Raw genomic sequence first — 23,819 nt, forward strand, 5'->3', positions numbered from 1 at the left:
TCTATTTGCGATTACCAATTCATGATCTTTTTTACAGCGGCAGTTAACTCTTTCGCAATCTGCTCATGCTCTGCCAGACTAGGGTGATAATCACAACCACTGCTATATTGTTTTGAGAAGAAGAAAGCAGCAATTTTTTTATCTCCTTTCTTATTCAATGCCTTTATCACTCCTGTTAAAGTTTTTTTCATAAATGCTTTCAACCCTGCATTAGCCATTGGGCTGCTTAACAGAATGATCTGGGCACGGGGATAATAGCCACGCAACTGCTGAATAAATGAAATATAGTTAAGGCAGAACTTAGAAGAATCCTGTATGCCGTCGTTCTGTCCAAGACAAACAGTAACAACATCAGGTTGATAGCTGGCAAAATTCCATGGAATGCTATCGTTCCGCATGCTGACCTTATCAAATACTTCTGGCATGGTTATATTCATACTGCAGCAACTGTGCATGAGCCCAATACCGGAAACCGATGATAAATGAAATTGCGCATTTAGTTCTCTTGCTGTAATTGCACCGTAGCTGAACCAGGCATTGTGCTGATCTTGCCATTTACCTTGCCCGCAGGGAATTGTACTTTCATCGCTACCGGTACCACAGGTGATCGAGTTGCCAATGCATTCGATCTTGCGCTGGGGTTTTGGCTTTGGTTGCAATAACTCTTCACAGCGAATGCCTGTCAGTTCAAGCCAGCCAATATTTGCTTCTGTATTTTTGCAAAGTATAATACTATGTTCTTTTGATGCTGACAAATACTTTGTTACCGATAATGTATCATGCCTGCTAACTGTTTGCAGTCGATATGCTTTACCATCAACAATTAATTCCAGGTAATTGTGATTACTACCCCACAGCATCTCATCATTCAAAAGAATGTCGCATTCATTTCCTTTAAACCGAAAACTGATGTGCACACCGGGCTGCCAGAATCTTGGCAATTTTGGATTTGTAAAATCAACACGACCGGTATATTGAATAAACGGATGATCAGCTGAGTAAGTTGGCGCTGTCGTTGGCATTGCCTTAACCTGCATCAAACAACTCAACAGAAAAAGAATAACACAACTCTTTTTTATCATCACAGTCTATAATTTAATGGTTTGTTTGTCGCTGACGTATTAAATCCTTTTATTTTTTCTCCACCACCATATACACGGCCGCTCTTGCGGGAACCGTAACTCTCACTGTGCCTGTTGCCGACGCAGCAAATGGACTGATGGATTTGTAATTAACCGGGCCTCCAGCTGCAATGGAAGGGCCAATTTCATTTATTACTGTTTTACGTGAGAACTCTCCATTATCATTACTTCCGGTTAATGTGTACCAATAGAATTTATTTCCTTTACGGAAATTCTTAAAGTTTAGTTCAACCGATTTTGCTTCGGCACTTTTATTCACCAATGTTACTCCTGTTTCACCCGATGTGAATGATGAAGCATAGCTTACAATATCAGCAGAAGATGATGTGGAAATCACCAACCTGTCGCCGAGGTACCTTTGAAAGAAATACATGTGATAGAATGCAGGACGTGGTGTCCATTTTGGAACAGCATCGGGTTCATCGCCCTGGCTGAACATGCCATGATCATTTCCATTATCCCATGCATTTGCAAGATCCCAACGGGCCGTCATGCCGAATTTATTTTTCAGCGATTCGCCTAATACCATCACCGCATGTAGTCCATTCACCTGTGATACCTGTTGCTTCGAACCTGTGGAAAAAATATTCCATTCACCTAATATAACTGGCTTTTGTAAAGCTCCTGCAATACTGATCGTTTGCTTCACATAATCCATCATAGTTTGTGTAACGGTAACTGGCGTGTTAAGTATTTCAGTTGCTCCTGCATTGGTTTGGTAAGCTGTGTAATAATTATGTACTATGTAAAAGTCAGGAGTATTTGCTGCGGTGCTTAACAAACCACTGTTCCAGTTTTTAGCAGTATTTGTCCACCATGAAAGAGGCGCAGACTCAGACATCACTGCACCGATGTAAATTGTCTTACCGATTTCCTGTGCGGCTTTACGCATGCTGTCTGCAAATACTTTGAAATGCTGACCATATAACTGTCCGCTTAAGTATTCGGGCTGACCATCTTTGTTATCAGCAGTTTTAATTCGATAACCCGCTTCCCAATCGCCAAAATTTTCATTTCCAATTTCCCAGTATTGAGTTCGACCGTTATCGTAACGTACCCAATCAGCAGCAAGATGAGCAGCGGCAGCTACAGGATTTGCTCCGGTGCTGTAGCGTGCATAACCATAGTTTACTGTGATCATGCCTTTGTTATTTGTTTGCTGTAACATGTTGTAATAATTATCAACGGAGAATGTCCAGCTGGCTGTGTTTTTTCCAAACCAATAACCTGCATTCGCACTTGTTCCATCTGCTTTCAGTAATTGAGCAGGAGCATCAGCAGGTGGCGTATCAGGTTGTGCATTCCAAAAGAAAATATCACTGATGCTTCCGCCGGGAAAACGAATAAGATGCGGATGAAGAGTAGTCAGATGATCTATTAGGGCCGCTTCTGTTACGATCTGCGTCATCCAGATATTCGAATTGTTACCTGCAAATGAACGGGGGATTTTAGTAATAACTGCACTGCGGTCGACCGTTACCGTTATATTAGCGGTAACTGGAACAGATCCAGCAGTTGTTGTAGCCGGTATGGCGAAATTTCTTGTTTCCCAGTCGTTCATAAAAAAACCAATGGTGGATGCAAGTGCAGGATCAACCTGTGGATTTACAGTTATGGTATCATTAGGGTTTACCGGAACAGGAGGAGTTACCACAGCAGCTGAATGTTTTTTACAGGAAGAAAAAATAATCATGGAGCAAACCAGCAACCCGGGCAGGCCCAGGTTTGAATGTTGTTTTATTTTCATTGATCAGATTGAATTATTGATCCGTTGTATTATTTCGAGCAAGGCCCTGCTGTTGTGATAAGGGCATTTCCAAAAACCAGCTTTATCTTTTTGCATGAGTGAATAATCATCGTACACTCCCCAGAACCATTCCCCGTTTACATGGTCTTTAACATGTGCCTTCACAAAGTCCCAGCTTTGTATAGATCGCAATAAATATTTCTTATTGGCTGTAAGTTGATACGCATTGAAAAAACCGATCATTGTTTCTGCCTGCGGCCAGGAATGTTTCTCTTTGATAAGGTGATTTGACTCCGGTTCAAATTCGTACCACAAACCACCGTCGGTATCCAAGCCTTGTTCTGCTGCTTTAGTAAGTGAAACAGCTAATTCTTTAAATCGTTTGCTGTATCGTTCATGCTGTATCAGTTCTGCAAACTGTTGCAATAGCCAGGCCGCTTCAATATCATGTCCGTATGATTGTAATGTTGAACGAAGATTCCATTCATCATCAAAAAATAAGTTGAGATGATGGTTTTCTTTATTGATGAAATATTCATCAAACAATGATAGCAGGTTGATGATCTTTCCTTTCACTTCTTCTTTGGGCCATACTGCATACAAATTTACGTATGCTTCAATAACATGCAGATGAGTGTTGGCAGTTTTACGCTCGTTGTTGTCTTTGGCGCTCAGGCGCTGATCACTTAGTTCCTGCCAGTCTCTTGCAAATGCTTCGATGTAACCATTATGTTTATTATCGAAACTTTTTTGTTCAATAAAATGATACAGATCGATAGCTGTATTCAGCGCAGCCTTGTCTTGAGAAATTTTGTAAAACTCCGTTAGTCCGTAAATACAAAAAGCTAAACCATAGATTTGTTTTTTTCCGTCGAGCATATTTCCATCTCCATCAACCGACCAATAGACTGCGCCATGTTCCCTGTCGATAAAATGATCGAAGATGTATTGAAATGCACGTTGTGCAGTTATGTAATATTCTTTTTGTTTTTTGTACTGGTAAGCTGCCGAAAAACTCCAGCAAATGCGGCTGATGAGTACAATACCCTTTGCTGCATTGGTGCCAGGCATATTATCATTGTTTACACTTCCATAGAAGCCACCCTTTACATGATCAATGCTGTATTTCATCCAGTAAGCAAGTATCTCTTTCAACTCCTGTTCAAGTTCAGCTTTATATTGTTGCAAAGCCATAGGTTGTGCCACTTGTGGTTCCTCCGTCAATTCCATCATTCATTATTTTAAAGCATGATTTGAACGTACCAAAATTTCAGCTTGATTTTTATCAATCAGTTCCATTAATGTTTTAACCGTTTCAGCAGAACGATAACCATCTGCCGGTGAATTTTGTACATAGTCAAGCAATTTGTCGATGGTAGTTGTTGCAACATGCATACGTGTATCGCTTGATGCATAATAGATGAACACTGTGCCATTATCATCAGCTATCCATCCATTACTGAATAATACATTTGATACGTCACCAATACGCTCCTCACCTTCCGGTGCCATAAAATAGCCCGATGGTTTGGATATCACTTTGGTAAGATCATTCAGATCGGTCATGAACATATACAATACATAACGCAAACCCGCAGCAGTGTTGCGCACACCGTGTGCAAGGTGCAACCATCCAAGTTTTGTTTTAATAGGTGCAGGTCCCAATCCATTTTTTGCTTCATATACCGTATGATAAATTTTCTTATCGATCACTACCTCTTTCTCTACAACAGCTTGTTCAATTGATTTGCTTAAACCAAAACCAATACCGCCGCCTTTACCTGCTTCAATAAAGCTATCCTGCGGTCTTGTATAAAATGCATAACAACCATCCACAAATTCCGGATGCAGTACTACGTTACGTTGCTGTGCTGATTTGGTAACAAGGTCAGGCAACCGTTCCCACTTCTCTAAATCTTTTGTGCGTGCAATACCACATTGAGCTATTGCTGCTGATTGATCTGCTTCATGCGCTGATGCATCTCTGCGTTCTGTACAGAACAGTGCATAGATCCAACCGTCTTCGTGTTGAATCAAACGCATGTCGTAGATATTGGTATCAGGCACGTTTGTTTCAGGCATTACGACAGGATAATCCCAAAACCGAAAATTGTCAATACCGTTCGGGCTTTCGGCCACCGCAAAAAACGATTTACGATCAGCCGCTTCCACTCTTGCCACCAACAAATATTTATCATTCCATTTAATTGCACCTGCATTTAGCACTGCATTAATGCCAAAGCGTTGCATGAGATGCGGATTACTTTCTTCATTCAAATCATAACGCCAGAATAATGGTGTGTGCTGATTTGTAAGTACAGGATATTTGTAGCGGTCGATAATACCGTTTCCCGTTTTTTCTTTTTCATTAAGCCTCCTGAGCAATTCTTCCTGCTCCTCTTCGAGTTTTGCCAATCGGCTGTAAAATCTTTCACTCATAAATTCAAAGTTTGGGGTCAATCTTCCAGCTTATTCCACCATGTTTTTTTCAGGATGAGAATAATCAGAAGCAATAGTAGTATGGTGATGAACAAGGGTAAATGCATTGATAACACGATGTACATTGGAAGCAAAGTCATTAACAACTGACCAATTATTCCAAGTGCAACATTGAACATATCGAGTTTAAAACCTGTATTCGCTTCAAAGGATGGATCTTCTTTCTGCACCAGCTCATGAATGGGTTTCCAAAAACCCCATGGACGTACTGTGCGATAGAATGTTTTGAGTGTTTCGATATCGGTTGGAGCAGCAGTATATGTACCAATTAAACTGCCGGCAACAGATAATAAAAACAGCACAGGGAAATAAAACAGAAATTCAATACCGGTAAACAATCTTGAAAAGATCATAGCTCCTGCAACACCAGTTAACATGCCTATGTAAAAACCATTTGCATTAAAGCGCCACCAATACCATTTCAATACGTTTGATGCAATGTAACCACCATATAAACCTGATACGATCCACTGCAATACGCTATTAACATCTTTTGCAAAAAAGCCAAGCACTACACCGATGGTAACTACAGAAATACCGGCCAGGTAATTCATGCGGATGATCTTTTTGGTAGATGCTGTTGGGTTCACATATTTTAAATAAACATCGTTAATAAGATAGGCCTGCGCCGCATTTAACGTACCCGAAAAAGTTCCCATAAATGCACCCAGCAAACCAGTGAGCACCAAACCCAAAATTCCTATTGGTAAAAAGTTATTGATAGCTGCAGGGAGTATACGTTCAAAATCAGTTCCGCCACTGCCATTACCTAGTTGCAGCTTATCGTAATACAATAAACCAAGTACTGTTAAACCAATGATCATTGAATAGCGCACAGGTAATAACACAATGGAAACAAACCCTGTCATCTTTGATGCTTCTTTTGGCGATTTGGTTGAAAGGATTTTTTGCATATCATAATTAGGTGCCGGGCCGGCAGCTGCTGCAAACACACCTTTGAACAACATCATCATAAAGAACAAACCAAACAAACCATAACCATCTTCTGCAATTTTCTTGTTTGCATCATTAATAATATTGCTCCAGTCGAGATTGAGATTCCAACCAAAGAAAGGATCATCCCACCCTGTTGGAACATTCAACGACTGACCGTTTAGATGAATCATTGCAATAGCTGCGATAGCAATACAGCCAATCGTCATGATGGCATACTTGATCAGATCGCCCAATACAATACTGTGCATACCACCAAGTATTGAATAGAACATGGCAAACAGTGTAAACACAATGCCATAAACATGCGGCACATATTGTGGCGACACATCAAATGGCACATAACTTTTTACCATTTCCCATGGAACAAATATTTCAATGAACTTTCCAAGACCAATAAAACCATAGGCAAGGAAACCAAGACAACCGATAAGCGCAAAGGCAACAACAATATTATGTGAACCCTTCACTCCTTTTCCCGCAAGTCCAAAACGTGTTGCCAACCATTCTGCTCCGGTTGTTGCATTTGAACGACGCAACCATTTTGAGAGATACATCATATTAAACACCTGGTTGAATACCGGCCACAACCACGGAATCCAAATACTTTTGATACCGTATACAAAACATAAACTCACCATCCACATGGTACCACTGATATCGAACATATCAGAAGCATCACTCATTCCTAACATATACCAGGGAAGTTTTTTCCCGCCCATTAAATAACTCTCTTTGTTCTGTCTTGCTTTCTTGCGCAGAAACCAACCAAGCATAACCATGGTTACGAGGTACAGAACGATAATGCCGATATCAATAAAACTTAATTTCATCTAACGAATATCCGTTTCTTCATGCGTTGAACAAAGTGCAGACTGAAGAATCAGTCCGCCAACTACCGATTATACTAAAACGACTGCTCATTGATTATACATTTTTTCTACCGCAGCCTCTTTTTCAAATAATGTTTTTGTATGCTGATAGAATTTCTGAAAATCATTTTCAGATACCTGTCCTTTATACGGAGCATAGTAATGCATCTTTTTCATGTGTTCATTATAACCATGATTGCGCCGTACCAGCACATAGGAAATTTTGGTGTCACCAATAGCCGACAGCAATGTTTTCGTCCACCAGTTCGTATCGGGTATTGCTTCATAACCTGTTTCTGCCAATGCACTTAATTTCTTTTTTTCATCGGCAATGGATTGTACAAGTTTCAATTGTTTGCTCAGCCGTTCAGCAAATACTGGCGATTGCGTTGTGTCGCCATACTGGTATGTATCAAAGCTCACCATATCCACCATATCATCGCCGGGATAACGTTCCAAAAATTCTTCTGCTGTTGTAAAATCACCTGATGTATTATACACCCACAACAGGTTGTTGAGTTTTTTTTCATTGTGGAGATATTGAAATGTAAACCGCCACAAGGCTTTAAACTCTTCAGGTGTACATTGCCGTTGGCCCCACCAGAACCAACTGCCTGTTAATTCATGAAACGGGCGGAACAAAACCGGGATAGCTTCTCCTTTTTTTCCTTTTAATGATTGGAGGAATAAAGCAACTTTATCTAACCATGATTTATATAAAGCATGATGTACTGCTCCCGGTAATATTGTAGCAACTGTTCCATGTGTTGTATCCCATGCACTCTTGCCATTTCCTAACGGACTGTTTGCATGCCAACTGATCGTAACAACGCCACCACGTTCATAACCATCCTGTACGAACTGTTTCATGGTTTCAAATGGAACAGCATCAAGATTTTTTGGAAGATCATGTTCAAGTCCACCGATTTCCCATCCATAAACTGCGGGATAATCACCAGCTGCTTCTTTTACATCACTTGCTCCGTGTTTATATTTCCAGTTAACACCATAGGCAAGATCATCCTGGTGACCAAACAGAAAACCCTTGGAAGCTACCCTCTTTAAATTGTTGTACAGACTCACCGTTTCTTTTGTTGCCTTCTTATGAGATGGCAGCTCCTGCTGCGCTTTTACCTGGCAGGCAGCAAGGATGAAAACTGAAATAAAAGCAACACAATGCTGGCTGTATCTCATCGAAATGCAATTCATTTTTTGTAAGGTAACCGACTATGTTTCATGCGACAGATTTATGCAAAAAACAATCTGCACAGCTTAATTGTTGATCTTAATAAATCCCCAGGTTGTCGAAATAAATTGTAAAATCACCATTGGTCGAATACTTCTTAAAGTATAAAAATGATAATGTAGAAGCTGAAGAAATCTGACTTAATGGAATTGTATAATCAGTCCATTGCCCTTCAACAATTGTTATGGTTTTACCATCCGCCTCATTAAACCCGATGTTTACGTTTTGATTATTACTTCCTGCGCCTCCATAAATGGAAACTTTTAACGAAGTATAACCTGCCAATGAAATATTAGCACCACCTAATTGAAGAGGAACACCCCAATCGCCGACATAACTAATTCTGCACGATTTGGAACCAGACTGCACAGGTGTAGCATTGCTTAAATCTTTTGTGCCACCCCAGCCGCCGCCGATCCAGCCATTCCATGCAGAGGTTAGCGCATCATCATAAAGAATGATTGGAGGAACCGATGAACCAACAATTATGAGATCGTTAGCAGACTTTACTGAAAGAGTTGAATTTTTTACAAACAATGTCAACTTACCTGTTATTGAACCTGCAGGCACTTTTACAACAAGCTGTGTTGCTGTTTGACTGACAAAGGAAGTAACTGCATTTGTAACACCTATAAATGCAACTGATGATACCAGGTCAAGGTTAGTTCCGGTTATTGTAAGATTTGCCAATGGATCAACTGCATTAGGTAACATAGTAGTAATAGCTGGCAATACAACATCGAGATCGCTTGTTGATGTAGTTTGTACTCCCGATGCAGCTTCAAACTTCACTTTACCTTTTGTGGTACTGGCTGGCACTTTAACAACAATCTGCGTAGCTGTTTGACTCACAAAACTTGTAACAGGAGTTGCAACACTAGTGAAAATTATTTTTTTAACCAGATCAAGATTCGTTCCTGTAATTGTAAGGTCAGCTGCATGTTTTACAGGGTTTGGAGAAAAGGATGTGCTTACCGGCAACGTAACTTTTAATGTATCTTTTGTTTGCACATCTGCTGAATCCGTGCCTCCGTAAGAAAGAATCAATGGACCGGTTTCTGCATCAGCAGGAACGGTAACCACAATTTGATTAATTGATTTACTTACAAAATTCGTTACCAGTTTATCTCTCGCAAACGTGATCCTTGTTACCCAATTGAGATAGTTACCTGTAATGGTAATATTTTCTCCGGGCCTTGCCTGGGCGGTAATAGAAGTTACAGTGGTTAATACATCCAGGTTAAACATTGTTTTTGAAACTATATCGCCATCTGTAGTTTTTAATGTAACATATCCCTTTTCGGCAGATGAAGGAACGATCAGCTTTATCAATTCTTCTGATTGAGATATGAAATTTTTCTGATCTACTATTGAAGTAGTTCCTGTGAACTGAATGGAAGTTACTTTATTAAGATTGTTACCAATAAAAAGCAATGTATCTCCATGCTTTGCACCGGTTGGGCCAAAGCTCAGCAATTTCACATCACCAGACTTCGCATCATTTTTCTTACATGAAGTTGCTATTCCAATTATTGTAACGAAGCAAACAAAGGAAAGCATCCGTATATTAAATAGTTTATTCATCGTTTTGAATTGTAGTTTTTAGGTAATGTTTATTTAATAACTTTTGGCACTACCCTGAAGTTATCAAATGCAATATCTGCATCGAGGCTTCCTTCTGCATGCCCCATAAGTATACGGCTCCAATAGCCAGCAGGGTTAACTACTGGTTTAGGCGTGTATTGTGCAAACACTTCTGTTAATGGAATAACCACTGTGTGCCATTGACCTTTTGTATCATACGGAGGAATCCATTTGTAGCCGTTGTTATCTTCTGCACTTAATGCAACATTAATTTTCACCACATTCCCGTTATAAGGTTTAACGGTGTTTACTTCAAACTTCAGGTAATAATCTTCGGGTTTTAATATTGCAGCATCAGGAATATTTTTGCTATGCACCGGCATTGCTGATGCAGGGCCACCTGCTAATTCATTCCAGCTCCATGAGCCTATTTGTTTTGTAAAGCGTATATAATTACCGCTGATAGAAGGAGGATCAGTTGGGCCTGGATTCGTTACTACATAACCAGAATTCCACCAGCCTTCATACGGATCGCTGTCAATGAAATGGCCCCTGCTGTCTCTAAACCAGAAGTCTGATTTTGTTTCACCAAAATTCGTCTTAACAGTTATTTGTCCGGGTTGTGCACCTGCAGGAACCTCTACCTGTATAAGTTGATCTGTTACAGAAACAATTGTTCCATTGACCCCACCAGCAAACGTCACCGTTAACGGCGTATAAAAAAAGTCGCCTTTAATTGTTGCAACGCTTCCGGTATTTACAAACTCGCTCACCATGCTGCTTACAACTGGTTTACTGATCTGCACTTCAAAATCATGATAGAGAATAAAACCATCACTAAAAATAATTTTGAGTTTATTGGTGATTTGTTTTGGAATTGGATTCGGCACAGATACCAATATGGTTGTGTTGGTAATATATGTGGGCGTAAGCCTTGCCTGCTGGTCGTTAAACCATATTTCAACTGCTCCTTTTAAGTTTTCGCCAACGATAGCGATCAGGCTTCCCTGTCCGGCACCAACTAATAATGAATCGGATGACTCAGGCCTTGTTATTCTTACATACTTAACTTTCGGCTCAGCGGTTGTTTCTTTTGTGCAGGAATAAAAGGCACTGCTAAAAGCGACAACTGTCAGAAAAAAAAGTATGTGCTTGGTTACTATTTTCATTTTAAATGTCTTTTTGATTTAACAATCTTGTTGGCAACAATTATGGATAATCAACCGGTGGTTTCTGAAGATTTGGTGCATTGCTGATCTCTGAATTTGGAATAGGTAACAGGAAGTTACCTTCATTGGCAGAAATCGTTCTTTCGGAAAACCACGATGTCTTTGTAAAAGTCCATTGTGTTGGATTCGGCATTTGATCTGGTCTTGTAAAGAACAATCCTCTGTCCTGTGAATTGAGAATAGAAAATGCTTTCGCAGGATTATAATAATGTAAGCTTACAAGATCGTACCAAGCCATGCCTTCCATTGCAAACTCTTTAAAACGCTCAGAAAAAATTGCGTCAAGTGTAAGCGGGCCACTTCCATTTACTCCTCCCACTACATAAGCAGGTAAACCTGCTCTTGTATGCACCTTGTTAAAATAATCAACGGCAGTTGCATCGCTCGTTGACCCATTATTACCAATGGTTGCTTCAGCATAGATAAGGTACATCTCTGCCAACCGCATCATGTACGTATTATTTGGATAGCGCTGTTGAGCAGCAATTCCAGCCAGGTCAACCGGTGAGCCAATAATATATTTTTTAACTGCAAGAAAGTTTTGATCGGTTCCTGTAAATGGATAAATGAGTTTTGTTTTGTCGGAAACTTTTGTGATCTCCGGATAATAAGCTCCCGGAAGCATAAAGGTTGAGTATAACCTGTTATCCAGCGTACGACCTTTTAATGTACCATCAGGTTGCTCTGTAATACCATCGTATTGTTTGATGAGCCACCATGTTGCGCCTTTATCTCCGCCCCATCCGCCAAATGCAATATCAGGACTGAAAGCAAGATACTCAGGCATGCTGTTTGAAATACCCCAAACATTGGCGCCTGCAAAAACCCATTGCAGTTCAAATAAACCTTCTGAATTATTATCGTACGGATGTTTAAACAGGTTGTAGTAATTCGTAAGTAATTTCTTTCCGCTGTTATTAATAACTCTTTCAGCATAGTATTTTGCACTGTCTAAAAATTGTTGCTTTCTAACTCCGCCAGCAGCTTCAACACCAGCTCTTGTAAGATAAAAACGGGCAAGCATTCCTTCGGCCGACCATTTTGTAAGTCTTCCTTCCTGTGTTGCCACAGTTGGTAAATCTTCTGCTGCTGCACGCATTTCTCTTGTAATAAAACGCCATACACTTGTTACAGTGTTTCTGTTGATTGATGTATCAAACAATTTATCGAAGTTGTTTTCAATAACAGGAACTGGTCCCCAGTTCATCACGAGGAAACGATACGCCAATGCACGCATAAATCTTGCTTCTGCAATGGCTGTTTTTTTAACAGTTGCAGAAACATTTGGTCCGCCATAGCGATTGATGTTATAAAGAAAAAGATTTGACTGACCCACCACATTAAAGAACGCCCGCCATGATGCACCGTTCTCTCCGTTATCACCCGTGGTATTAAACAATACATTTCCTCTGTCGTTCCATGCTGAGAATGCAGTACCTCCTCTGAAATCACCGAGGTTGTACATGGCTTTATCATTGTAATCGAACCACACCGTGCTGTAAAGCAAAGCTGTGCCTGCCAGTACCTGTTCATCGGTTTTATAAAAGTTTGCATCGGTAATGGAACTTAATGGTGGTTTTTCCAGGAATGTTTTTTTACATCCTGAAAATGCTGCAACAGCAACCAGTAAGCCTATTAAATATTTTATGCTAGTTATTTTTTTCATGTGAATAAGTTTAGAAGTCAACACTAATTGTTGCAGTGTACATGCGGGTTAATGGATAGCGACCAAAATCAATTCCTATTGCCTGGTTCGATGAGCTTGATCCTGTTCCAACATACGCTCCCACTTCCGGATCGTATCCTTTGTACTTTGTAAATGTTAGAAGGTTTTGAGCCCCTATTGTTGCTCTTAATCCCTTTATCACTTTTGCATAATTCAAATATTTGAAAGGCACGTTGTAAGAAAGTGTAACATTCTTCACTCTTAAATAAGAACCATCTTCTACAAACCTGGTGGTAATTTTTCCGTAGTTGTTATCATTGGCTACAGAATTGTTTGACATACGTGGAATGGTTGTTCCCGCATTTGTGAGATATGGTTTTCCGTTGGCATCTGTACTGATCTTTGCATAGCCCATTGATGCAGTTAATAAATTTCTGCTGAGATTAATATTGTTAGGATTGCTTGCTTCAGAAGCAATGTAGTTGTAAATATCATTTCCGTAAGTTCCAACAATAAGAACACTCAGATCAAAACCCTTATAAGAAAACGAGTTGGTTAAACCAGCTGTGAGTTTAGGCCATGGGCTACCAATATTCGTCATATCATTTACATCGATCTTTCCGTCGCCGTTAATATCTTTATACTTTACGTCACCTACCCATATACCTGTTTGCGGATCTGTGGGTCTTCTGTTTCCACTGTTATCAACCGGCACAGCGCTGCCATTAATTTCATCGATCGATGAGAATATCCCTTCTTCTATATATCCTCTGAACAACCAGGGCTGCTGGCCAATTGCTGCACGTTGTGTCCAGTTATTCATCCACCACGATGTTCTGTCGATAAATGCATTGTCTGAGTTTAATGATTCAATGGTTGATCTGAAATGTGAGAGGTTCAGATTTGTTTCCCATTTGAAATTTTTATTCTGAATATTGCTGCTTGAGATAGAGAAATTCCAACCTTTTGTTTTTAATGCACCAGCATTAACTAATGGTGCACCAACTGAACCGGGGCTTCCATTTGTACCCATGTACCATGGTAAGCTTGCCTGGAGAATTAAGTTATCGGTATTCTTAATGTAGTAATCACCTTCAATTGTAATTCGGTTTTTCAACAAACCAAGGTTGAGCCCAATGTTGTGGGTCATTGTTTGCTCCCATTGCAATTTGGGATTGGTAAATGATGCTGGTAATAAACCGGTACCCCAGGGTGTTGCACCCGTATTTAATGGTGCATAAATTCCCGACCCACTTCCCTGGTTTCCTGTTAAGCCTGTTTCATATCTTAGTTTCAATTCGCTGATGAAAGGAACTTCAAAAAACTTTTCTTGTGAAACCCTCCATGCTGCGGATACAGAAGGGAAATTACCCCACCGGTTATCGGCACCAAAATAAGGAGAACCATCTCTTCTGAAAGTTCCTGTTAACAGGTAACGATTGTCATAATTATAATTGAGTCTTCCAAGGAACGATTCCATTGACCATGGATAAGTTCCTCCTTCGTTTGTAGCTGAAGTAGGATTTCCCGCATTCACATCAAAAATATCATTGGTAAGGAAACCTGTTCTTCCTGCTGATAACGCTTTCCATTGCGATTCCTGCGCTTCATGACTCGCCATTAAAGTGAAATTGTGTTTATCAATCTGCTTTGTGTATTCAAGCATTTGGTTCCAGTTCCAGTACCAGCTTGAGTATGTGCCCGATTGTAATGACGCAAGTAAATTCGTATGCCACTGATCAATACTATAAGTTGGTGTATAGTAAGTAGAAAGTCCGTTGCCTGCGCTACCGTTAAGTGATGTTCTGAATACTAATCCTTTTACGATGGTGATGCCAAGGTTCAAACCGCCAAGGAATTGGCGTTTCATATTGTTATTGCTGATGAGGCTTGCAAGCGCTACAGGATTCACAGGCGCAAATTGATTAGCGCCATTAACAGGATCGCTTCCACCCCATGAACCATTCAGGTTTTTAACCGGTATCTGTGGGGTTAAACGCAATGCATTTGAGATAAGCGGACTTTGTGCATCACCATAGTTTGTTGCGGTGAGGTTTTCATTCGTTTGATTAAAACTGAGGTTGGTGCCGATTGTGATCCATGTTCTCGGTTTATTATCCATATTCAAACGAAAACCATAACGTTTAAAGCCAGAACCTAATGCAACACCCTGTTGCTTCAAATATTCACCCGACAGATAATAATTCGTATTGTTGCTACCACCACTTAAACTCAATTGATGTTTGCTCATAGTGGCATTATTAAATAATTCACGCTGCCAGTTTGTGCCTTCACCTAAAAGAGTGGGATCTAAAAATTCGCCGGGAGTAGTACCACCTGCAATGGAATGGTATTCCTTAACCATTTGAGCGTACTGACTTAAGTTCATTACTTTAAGTTCATCGGGTGGAGTTTGAATATTATGCTGGTAAGTATAGTTGATCTTAAAATCTCCTGCCTTACCACGTTTTGTTGTGATGAGGATTACACCATTACTGGCACGTGAACCATAAATAGCCGTAGCCGATGGTCCCTGCAGAATCTGGATATCTTCAATATCATTTGGGTTAATACCAGCTAAAGGATTGGAAGAACTAGATGAACCATACGATACATCTTCATTTGCCTGTATTTGCACACCATCCACTACATATAATGGTTGCGTGCGACCTAATGAACTTATACCACGGATGTTAACGGAAATGCCACCGCCGGGTTGTCCCGAGTTTTGTGTAACATACACACCGGCAGCCCTGCCCTGGATAGCCTGCTCAATGGTGGTGTTTACTGTTCGCTCTATATCTTTTGCAGATACAGTTGTTTGTGCACTTGTAAGATTCGACCGTCTTGATTTACCGTAACCAACTACAACAACTTCGCTCAGCTTGACATCTGCAATATCAACTGTTGCCAGAACGGTAGTTTTGCCAGCGGTTGATATTTCTACAGACTTTGCACCAACATAGGATACAACCAAAACTGAATTGGCAGATGGAACGTCAATTTTAAATGCACCATTTGCATCGGTAAGAGTTGCAGTTTTCTGTCCTTTCACAGTAATTGTAGCACCTTCAACGGGCGTGCCCGCTTTGTCAGAAATAATACCTGTAATGGTTCTGTTTTGTGCTGAAATGGAAGAAGCGAGTAAGACACACGCACATAGTAACGCGATAGCCCGGAGCAATCGTAAATTTCTCATATAGCAAGAATGTTTAGACAAATATATCTTTCATATTCTATCGAATACTAATACTTTTTTATCCAAGCATTGTATTTTGTAATGCAGTTTTTCCGCAGGAAACCGCTGAAACGCCTGTTAAACGGGCAATTTTCCGCAAATAGCCTTGTTCAATTCAAAGCTGTCAATTGTACTTTCTTACCTTCCGTTTACTAATTTTACATCAAACGATTGACCATGCACAACAATCTCATGCGTGAAATAACTCCTCTCACCAGCAGCGACTGCTTTACTTTATTCACACGCACCAAGAGTGAATTTGATTTTCCATTGCATTGCCATGAAGAATTGGAATTGAACTTTATTCGCAAAGCAAAAGGTGCAAGGCGCATCATTGGCGATCATATTGCGGAGATAGATGATTATGAATTAGTGTTGGTGGGGTCGAATCTTCCGCATGTTTGGGAAACACATAAATGCAAAAGCAAAGAGATACATGAGATCACGATTCAATTTCACAAAGATCTGTTCGATGATAAATTTTTACGACGCAACCAACTGAGTTACCTCCGCAAGATGCTGGAGCGATCAGCAAAAGGAATTTTATTTTCTACTGAAACTATGCAGCAAATAGAACCACGGCTGATCATCTTAAGTCAAAAGCATGGGTTTGATTCTGTGCTTGAATTATTATCGATCCTCCATGATCTTTCTGTATCACGCAACATGCGCACTTTATCTGACACAACCTTCAGTGGCGCTGAATTAACCTACAACAGCAGGCGAATAGAAAAAGTACTGGAACACATGAACCATAGCTTTCATAAAAATGTTACGCTTGATGAAGTTGCAAAGCTGGTGAACATGACGCCAGCATCATTCAGTCGCTTCTTTAAACAACGCACAGGCATTTCGTTTATCGATAGTTTATTGGAATTGCGTCTTGGCCATTCCTCACGACAATTAATTGATACAACACATTCCGTTGCTGAAATTGCATACAACTGCGGCTTCAATAACATTTCGAATTTCAACCGTCTTTTCAAAAAGAAAAAAGGATGTACGCCGAAAGAGTTCAGGGAAAATTACAATTATCACAACCGGATATTTGTGTAAGCAGTTAAGAAAACAATTTGCTTAATCGTTCATCGGTAAAATCTTTTACAAATAACAACACATGATCATCTACAGTAAACTCATGTTCTTCATGCATCGTAGTTAATACCACCGCTTTCATGCCTGCACGTTTTGCGCTCTCCACTCCTTTTGGGGAATCTTCAAAGACGATACAATTAGTTGGATTTGTATTTAAACGTTCACCACATTTTAAGAATGTTTCAGGATCCGGTTTACTTATTGCCACATCATCTGCACTCACCAAAGCAGCGAAATAATCACGGATGTTGAGATTGTCTAACACAAAATCAATATTGAACATGATAGCTGCAGAACCAATGGCCATTTTTATTTGTTGCTGATGAGCCTTTTCAAGAAATTCCAGCAAACCAGGTAACAACTTCAAATTAGGTTTAAACTGCTGCTGGTATTGCTTTTCTTTTTCAAGACTCATGGTTTGTTTCTCAGCTTCGGTAAAACGGCCGGGAAACATGCGTTCCAGCAATTCATCATTCTTACCGTAGCACTCTTCTTTCATTCGATCCATTGAAATGTTTGCACCCAACTCATTCAATATTCCATGCCATGCTTTGATATGATACTGCATATCATCGATCATGGTTCCATTCAAATCAAATAAAAATGCATTCTTACTCATTCGTTTTCTTGTTTTCCTAACGTATAAAAACACGATCGCCCATGCAAATCAACAAAAGATTTTTACATGAGCGATCGTTTATGTGAACTATATCAACTTTTATCTTACCAGAACTTCACGTACAATGCTGTAAGGATAAGCAATGTAAATACGATCATGGCAATAACTGAAGGTTTCAATTTGAACATTTCCTTATCTAGCACAAATGCTTTCGGATTAACCTTAGGTCCTGCAAGGCTCATACCGATCATTACCGCCATGGTGATAAAGAAGGCCCATCCCATATTGATGAGGAATGGAATTTCATAAACACCATCATTATTTTTAAATGCAGTGTACATGAGTGTTTCATGCCCAAATACATTTACAGCAAAACTGTTGAAGAAAATCGCCATTACAAAACCCGTAATAAGACCTGCAACAGCAGCGGCGCCTGTGGTACGTTTCCAGAACATACCAAGGATAAACATAGCAAATACGCCGGGGCTTATAAAGCCGGTATACTTTTGAATAAATGTAAATCCACCTTCACCACTGATACCTAACATATCTTTCCATTCAAAAATTACAGCCAATACAATTGAAACCAATGCTGCCATTCTTCCCACCCAAACCATTTTCTTTTCATCGCCGTCATTATAAACAGGAGCAGCATCCATAGCAGGTGCATTTGCAGAAGTTACTGCAGGTTTCTTCCTGAAGTACTTCATATAGATGTCCAATGTAAAGATGGTACCAATACTATTAAGCTTACCAGCAAGTGATGCAACAATTGCAGCAGTTAACGCAGCAATAGCCAATCCTTTTAATCCTGATGGCAAGAAACCAAGAATGGCAGAGTATGCATCATCCATTCCACGTAATTCGCTTAAGTGACCATTTTGATGCAACACATACGCAGCAATACCTGGTAACATTACAATGATCGGCATCAACAACTTTAAGAAACCTGCAAACAGAATTCCTTTACGTGCTGTATCAAGATCGGCACCTAATGCACGTTGTGTGATGTATTGGTTACAACCCCAATAGTTCAGGTTCACGATCCACTGACCCGCAAAATACATTGCAATACCAGGAAGGATCAGGTATTTATTAATGTCTTCCTGCGAAGATGCTTCTGTTGGTTTCTTCAGGATCATATGGAAGTGATCAGGAGCTTGCGTCATCAATGTTTTAAAACCTGCAACCGCATCTCTGCCTAAACCAAATTTTTCACTAACGATTGTCAATGCAAAATAAATTGTTGCAAAACCACCAATGATCAACACTGCCACTTGTATCACATCCGTATAACCAATCACCTTCATACCACCCAATGTGATGATGAGAGAGAATACTGCAAGAGCGATCATAACTGTATGTAAGTATTCAGGCCCGATCAATCCACTAATAGCGATCGCTCCTAAATACAAAATAGAAGTAAGGTTTACAAACACGTATAAGAACAACCAGAAGATGGCCATGATCAACGACACCGTTTCATTATACCTCGTTTTCAAAAACTGGGGCATGGTGTAGATCTTGTTCTTTAAATACACCGGCATAAACCAAACAGCAATAATGATGAGTGCCAATGCAGCGATCCATTCGTAAGCAGCAACTGCAATACCTACAAAATAACCGTTACCACTCATGCCGATAAATTGCTCAGCAGAAATATTAGAAGCGATCAACGATGCACCAATTGCCCACCATGTAAGCGAACCTTCAGCTAAGAAGTAGTCATGTGATGCGGAAATAGATGCTTTCTTTTTTCTTTGATATACCCAGTAACCATAACCGGCTACAAGAATGAAATAGAAAACAAAAATGAGAATGTCTAAACCTGATAAACTTTTCATTGACAAGTTTTACGTTTTGAAAAAATATTTTGTGGTAGGTGCAAATCAGCGGTAATATACTTCACTCCAACGCAATTCATTCTTGAATTGATAAATATCTGTGTTTTTACCGATACGTACATATTCTATCCCGGCCATTTCTGCAAAATCTTCCATGTGTTCTGATGTAAGATTCTGACTGTAGCCTGTATGATGTGCTCCACCTGCTAATATCCATGCAGCACAACCATCATTCATGTTTGGATATGGTTTCCACAATACTCTTGCAACAGGAAGTTTTGGTAATTCAGCAACAGGAGCCACAGCTTCAACTTCATTAACTAACAGTCGGAAGCGATTGCCCATATCAACAACTGAAGCATTCAATGCAGGACCGGCTGCAACATTGAATACTAAACGCACAGGATCTTCTTTACCACCGATACCCAGCGGATGAATTTCGCAATTAGCTTTACCATCTGCAATGCTTTCGCAAATTTCCAACATGTGTGAACCAAGCACTAAAGGATTTGAAGGATCAAAATGATAAGTATAATCTTCCATGAAACTATTACCACCTTTCAAACCTGTGCCCATTACTTTCATGGTGCGTACAAGAGCTGCAGTTTTCCAATCGCCTTCACCCGCAAAACCATAACCCTTGCCCATTAAACGTTGTGATGCAATGCCGGGCAATTGTTTCATGCCATGCAGATCTTCAAACGTATCGCTGTAACCTTTGTAGTTTCCTTGCTCAAGGAAATACAACATACCTATTTCAATTTTTGCAGCATCACGAAGTGATTGGTATTGTTTACCATCTTTCTTTAAAGAGGCAACAACATTGTATGTATCAAAATATTCTTCGGTGAGTTTATCTACATCTGCATCACTCACTTCATTGATCACTTTTACAAGATCACCAATGCCATGTGTATTTACACTGTAACCGAATTTCATTTCAGCTTCTACTTTATCACCATCTGTTACGGCCACATAACGCATGTTATCACCAAAGCGAACAATGCGTGCACCTTGTGAATCGTGCCAGCCTGCTGCTGCTCTTGCCCATACATTGATGCGTTCGAGCACCAAAGGGTCCTGCCAATGACCAACCACTACTTTACGTTTCACCTTCATGCGTGTGGCGATGAATCCAAACTCCCTGTCGCCGTGTGCACTTTGATTAAGATTCATAAAATCCATATCAATACTGCTCCATGGAATATCACGGTTGAATTGTGTATGCAGGTGAAGCAATGGTTTATGTAAAACATTTAAACCCCTGATCCACATTTTAGCTGGAGAAAATGTATGCATCCATGTAATAATGCCGATACAATTCTTTGATGCGTTTGCTTCTGCACAAACGGCATATATTTCTTCTGATGACTTAACGGTTGGTTTAAACACAACGTTTACAGGAATAACGGCTGCATCGTTGAGTGAACCTGCAATTTCCTGCGAGTGTGATGCTACTTGTTTTAATGTTTCTTCACCGTACAGGTCCTGACTGCCTGTAACAAACCATACTTCTAAATTTTTAAACGCTTTCATTTTAATAATTATATCTGTGATCGATTGAATGTTTGTTGTAATAAGAACAGGATAGTTTATGCTTGTCCGTAATAACTATCCGGCCCGTGTTTACGTTCGTAATGTTTTTGACGAATTGAATCTTTTAAACGTGGAGCATTGGGATTGATCTGCTCAGTAAGCAATGATGTTTGTGCAATAAACTCAAGCACCGCACTATTATGAACAGCTTTGTTTGCATTCTTACCCCATGTGAATGGAGCGTGATTGCCTACTAATATCATTTCCACTTCTTCATAACTCAAGCCACGGTCTTTAAAACAATTAAGAATTTGAAAACCTGTTTCGTATTCATAATTGCCTTTGATCATGTCATCGCTCATGGGGGCAGCACATGGAATATCAACCGTATTGTAATCGGCATGTGTGGTTCCAAAAATCGGAATATCACGTTGCGACTGTGCCCATGCCGTTGCATAAGTTGAATGTGTATGAACGATGCCTCCGATCTTTTCCCAATGCTTGTACAATACAGCATGTGTTTTTGTATCAGATGAAGGGCGATAAGAACCTTCAACTGTGTTGGCATCAAAATCAACGATCACCATTTTATCGGGACTCAGATCTTCGTAAGGAACACCACTTGGTTTAATGGCGAATACACCCAGGCTTCTGTCAACCGCACTTACATTGCCGAATGTAAATAACACCAATCCCAATTTCGGCAATTGCATATTGGCTTCGTATGCTTCCTCTTGTATGTGACTATACTTACTCATATTTCTTGTTGGCCACGAATGCGCAAAGAAAACTGTTGTTACCTATTTTACTTTGCGTGTTTGTGGCAATTTTTATTCATTATTCATCAATCGAGTGCTTCTACTGCTTGTTCTTTTGTTTGCTCTTCCATGAAGGCACCCACTTCCTTATACTTTTCATAACGATACTGGTAAATGGCTGCACGATCAGGGTTGGGATGATATTCTGCATCAAAGCCCTGACCCATTGCCTGCATTGCATCTTCCACCTTGCTATAAACACCACCTACAGTTGCAGCAAACATCGCTGCACCCAATGCACAGGTTTGTTCGCTCTTATGAATTTTGATGGGCATGTTCATGACATCGGCCATCATCTGCATAATGAAAGGAGATTTTTTTGCTACTCCACCAAGACCGATCAAACCTTTCACTGGAATACCTTGCTCAACAAAACGCTCTACAATTGCTTTTGCACCAAAGCAGGTTGCTTCCACAACTGCTCTGAACATACGCACTGCATCGCTTCCTAAATCAAGACCGGTAATTGAAGCAGTGAGTAATTGATTGGCATCAGGCGTTCTTCTGCCGTTGAACCAATCAACTGCCAATTCACTATGTTCATCTATTTCCAGTTGCTCAGCAAGTTTGCTTAATTGTGGAATGATAGCATCTTCTGTTTCACTGATGAGTTTTGCTTTTGTTTCATCATCAAGTAAAGATGATTTTGACAGTATCTGCTGCAAAGGCCATGTGAGTAAACGTTTGTACCATGCATACGCATCACCAAATGCAGATTGACCCGCTTCTAACCCGATCATACCGGGAATAACAGAACCGGGCACCTGCCCGCAAATACCTTTGATGAGTTTTCCTTCCACATCTTTCACAGGCGCTACCATCATATCACAAGTGGATGTGCCCATTACTTTACTTAAGTAATATGGTTCGATCTGTCCACCCACTGCACCCATATGTGCATCGTAAGCACCAACACCAATCACTGTTGTTTCAGGCAAACCCAAACGGGCTGCCCATTCCTTGGTAATAGTGCCTACTGATTGATCAGCCGGATAGGTGTCTTTGAACAAACGATCAATAAAACCATCAAGCAATGGATCTAATGATGTAAAGAATTCATTGGGAGGAAGTCCGTCCCACTCTTTTGCCCATAAAATTTTATGACCTGCTGAACATACACCACGTTTCATTGCATGTACATCTGTTCCGCCGGATAATAAGAAAGGAATCCAGTCGCAATGTTCAACAAATGAATAAATGTTGTTTCTTACTTTTTCATCAGCACGTAACACACGCAATAGTTTTGCCCAGAACCATTCGCTTGAATAAATACCACCAACGAATTGTAAATAGTTGGTATCAAATTTTTCTGCATGTGCATTGATCTCTGCTGCTTCGCCCACACCGGTATGATCTTTCCACAACACAAACATAGCATTTGGGTTTTCTTCAAAACCGGGCGTTAATGCAAGCGGCGTTCCTGTTTTATCAACTGCAACAGGTGTTGATCCTGTGGTATCAACAGAAAGCGCTTTTACTTTTGAAGCCACATCAGCTCCAACCTTTGCCACACATTCTTTAATGGTTGCTTCCAGTCCCTCCACATAATCCAATGGATGCTGACGAAACTGGTTCTCATTCATATTGCAGTACAACTGCTTTTTCCAACGGGGATAATAAAACACTGATGAAGCAAGTTCCTCACCATTTGCTGTGTTCACAATAATGGTTCTCACGGAATCTGATCCGTAGTCGACACCAATTACATAAGACGCTTCACTACTCATAAT

General features: G+C 40.2%; 16 protein-coding genes. 1 reads left to right on the forward strand and 15 read right to left on the reverse strand.

Annotated elements, in window-relative coordinates; all coding sequences use genetic code 11:
- Positions 1–11 precede the first annotated feature (11 nt).
- The 10 genes from ACO1QW_RS10440 to ACO1QW_RS10485 all read right to left on the reverse strand — a co-directional run bounded on the left by ACO1QW_RS10440 (position 12) and on the right by ACO1QW_RS10485 (position 16,138).
- Positions 12–1,082: an SGNH/GDSL hydrolase family protein gene (locus ACO1QW_RS10440; RefSeq protein WP_486258921.1), complete on the reverse strand. Its 1,071-nt coding sequence runs from the start codon at positions 1,080–1,082 to the stop codon at positions 12–14.
- A 49-nt stretch (positions 1,083–1,131) separates the two neighbouring features.
- On the reverse strand, positions 1,132–2,889 hold the full coding sequence (locus ACO1QW_RS10445) for an alpha-L-arabinofuranosidase (protein ID WP_486258239.1): 1,758 nt from the start codon (positions 2,887–2,889) through the stop codon (positions 1,132–1,134).
- Positions 2,890–2,892: 3 nt separating this feature from the next.
- On the reverse strand, positions 2,893–4,119 hold the full coding sequence (locus tag ACO1QW_RS10450) for an AGE family epimerase/isomerase (RefSeq protein ID WP_486258241.1): 1,227 nt from the start codon (positions 4,117–4,119) through the stop codon (positions 2,893–2,895).
- Positions 4,120–4,125: 6 nt separating this feature from the next.
- The gene (locus ACO1QW_RS10455; protein ID WP_486258243.1) at positions 4,126–5,328 is read right to left on the reverse strand and encodes a glycoside hydrolase family 130 protein; all 1,203 of its coding nucleotides are present in this window, start codon (positions 5,326–5,328) and stop codon (positions 4,126–4,128) included.
- Positions 5,329–5,345: 17 nt separating this feature from the next.
- The gene (locus ACO1QW_RS10460) at positions 5,346–7,175 is read right to left on the reverse strand and encodes a sodium:solute symporter family protein (protein ID WP_486258245.1); all 1,830 of its coding nucleotides are present in this window, start codon (positions 7,173–7,175) and stop codon (positions 5,346–5,348) included.
- 87 nt (positions 7,176–7,262) lie between these two features.
- On the reverse strand, positions 7,263–8,408 hold the full coding sequence (locus ACO1QW_RS10465; protein WP_486258247.1) for a glycoside hydrolase family 26 protein: 1,146 nt from the start codon (positions 8,406–8,408) through the stop codon (positions 7,263–7,265).
- A gap of 91 nt (positions 8,409–8,499) precedes the next feature.
- Positions 8,500–10,044, reverse strand: a complete 1,545-nt coding sequence (locus ACO1QW_RS10470; RefSeq protein WP_486258248.1) for an IPT/TIG domain-containing protein — start codon at positions 10,042–10,044, stop codon at positions 8,500–8,502.
- A gap of 29 nt (positions 10,045–10,073) precedes the next feature.
- Positions 10,074–11,213 (reverse strand): glycan-binding surface protein, encoded by a 1,140-nt coding sequence (locus ACO1QW_RS10475; protein WP_486258250.1) that lies wholly within the window; start codon positions 11,211–11,213, stop codon positions 10,074–10,076.
- A gap of 40 nt (positions 11,214–11,253) precedes the next feature.
- The gene (locus ACO1QW_RS10480) at positions 11,254–12,939 is read right to left on the reverse strand and encodes a RagB/SusD family nutrient uptake outer membrane protein (RefSeq protein WP_486258252.1); all 1,686 of its coding nucleotides are present in this window, start codon (positions 12,937–12,939) and stop codon (positions 11,254–11,256) included.
- A 10-nt stretch (positions 12,940–12,949) separates the two neighbouring features.
- Positions 12,950–16,138: a SusC/RagA family TonB-linked outer membrane protein gene (locus tag ACO1QW_RS10485; protein ID WP_486258254.1), complete on the reverse strand. Its 3,189-nt coding sequence runs from the start codon at positions 16,136–16,138 to the stop codon at positions 12,950–12,952.
- 216 nt (positions 16,139–16,354) lie between these two features.
- Here ACO1QW_RS10485 and ACO1QW_RS10490 point away from each other — a divergent pair, with 216 nt between their 5' ends.
- Positions 16,355–17,233, forward strand: coding sequence for an AraC family transcriptional regulator (locus ACO1QW_RS10490; RefSeq protein ID WP_486258256.1), 879 nt, complete (start codon positions 16,355–16,357; stop codon positions 17,231–17,233).
- Between the two features lie 4 nt (positions 17,234–17,237).
- Here the strand turns inward: ACO1QW_RS10490 and ACO1QW_RS10495 are convergent, their stop codons facing one another.
- The 5 genes from ACO1QW_RS10495 to ACO1QW_RS10515 form a co-directional block, all read right to left on the reverse strand.
- Entirely contained in the window at positions 17,238–17,891 is a 654-nt protein-coding gene (locus tag ACO1QW_RS10495) for an HAD family hydrolase (protein ID WP_486258258.1), read from the reverse strand.
- 104 nt (positions 17,892–17,995) lie between these two features.
- A complete protein-coding gene (locus ACO1QW_RS10500) occupies positions 17,996–19,735 on the reverse strand; it encodes a sodium:solute symporter family transporter (RefSeq protein WP_486258260.1) in 1,740 nt (579 codons plus the stop codon).
- Positions 19,736–19,780: 45 nt separating this feature from the next.
- Positions 19,781–21,271 (reverse strand): L-arabinose isomerase, encoded by a 1,491-nt coding sequence (gene araA / locus ACO1QW_RS10505; RefSeq protein WP_486258262.1) that lies wholly within the window; start codon positions 21,269–21,271, stop codon positions 19,781–19,783.
- A gap of 56 nt (positions 21,272–21,327) precedes the next feature.
- Positions 21,328–22,029, reverse strand: a complete 702-nt coding sequence (locus ACO1QW_RS10510; protein WP_486258264.1) for an L-ribulose-5-phosphate 4-epimerase — start codon at positions 22,027–22,029, stop codon at positions 21,328–21,330.
- 86 nt (positions 22,030–22,115) lie between these two features.
- Positions 22,116–23,816: a ribulokinase gene (locus ACO1QW_RS10515; protein WP_486258266.1), complete on the reverse strand. Its 1,701-nt coding sequence runs from the start codon at positions 23,814–23,816 to the stop codon at positions 22,116–22,118.
- Positions 23,817–23,819 lie beyond the last annotated feature (3 nt).

It is taken from the genome of Lacibacter sp. (assembly GCF_057361365.1).

Coding starts and splice junctions, on each gene's coding strand:
- ACO1QW_RS10450 (WP_486258241.1), bottom strand. CDS start 4,119: ATGGAATTGACGGAGGAACCACAAGTGGCACAACCTATGGCTTTGCAA.
- ACO1QW_RS10480 (WP_486258252.1), bottom strand. CDS start 12,939: ATGAAAAAAATAACTAGCATAAAATATTTAATAGGCTTACTGGTTGCT.
- ACO1QW_RS10490 (WP_486258256.1), top strand. CDS start 16,355: ATGCACAACAATCTCATGCGTGAAATAACTCCTCTCACCAGCAGCGAC.
- ACO1QW_RS10485 (WP_486258254.1), bottom strand. CDS start 16,138: ATGAGAAATTTACGATTGCTCCGGGCTATCGCGTTACTATGTGCGTGT.
- araA (WP_486258262.1), bottom strand. CDS start 21,271: ATGAAAGCGTTTAAAAATTTAGAAGTATGGTTTGTTACAGGCAGTCAG.
- ACO1QW_RS10475 (WP_486258250.1), bottom strand. CDS start 11,213: ATGAAAATAGTAACCAAGCACATACTTTTTTTTCTGACAGTTGTCGCT.
- ACO1QW_RS10455 (WP_486258243.1), bottom strand. CDS start 5,328: ATGAGTGAAAGATTTTACAGCCGATTGGCAAAACTCGAAGAGGAGCAG.
- ACO1QW_RS10500 (WP_486258260.1), bottom strand. CDS start 19,735: ATGAAAAGTTTATCAGGTTTAGACATTCTCATTTTTGTTTTCTATTTC.
- ACO1QW_RS10445 (WP_486258239.1), bottom strand. CDS start 2,889: ATGAAAATAAAACAACATTCAAACCTGGGCCTGCCCGGGTTGCTGGTT.
- ACO1QW_RS10495 (WP_486258258.1), bottom strand. CDS start 17,891: ATGAGTAAGAATGCATTTTTATTTGATTTGAATGGAACCATGATCGAT.
- ACO1QW_RS10510 (WP_486258264.1), bottom strand. CDS start 22,029: ATGAGTAAGTATAGTCACATACAAGAGGAAGCATACGAAGCCAATATG.
- ACO1QW_RS10465 (WP_486258247.1), bottom strand. CDS start 8,408: ATGAGATACAGCCAGCATTGTGTTGCTTTTATTTCAGTTTTCATCCTT.
- ACO1QW_RS10515 (WP_486258266.1), bottom strand. CDS start 23,816: ATGAGTAGTGAAGCGTCTTATGTAATTGGTGTCGACTACGGATCAGAT.
- ACO1QW_RS10440 (WP_486258921.1), bottom strand. CDS start 1,082: ATGATAAAAAAGAGTTGTGTTATTCTTTTTCTGTTGAGTTGTTTGATG.
- ACO1QW_RS10470 (WP_486258248.1), bottom strand. CDS start 10,044: ATGAATAAACTATTTAATATACGGATGCTTTCCTTTGTTTGCTTCGTT.
- ACO1QW_RS10460 (WP_486258245.1), bottom strand. CDS start 7,175: ATGAAATTAAGTTTTATTGATATCGGCATTATCGTTCTGTACCTCGTA.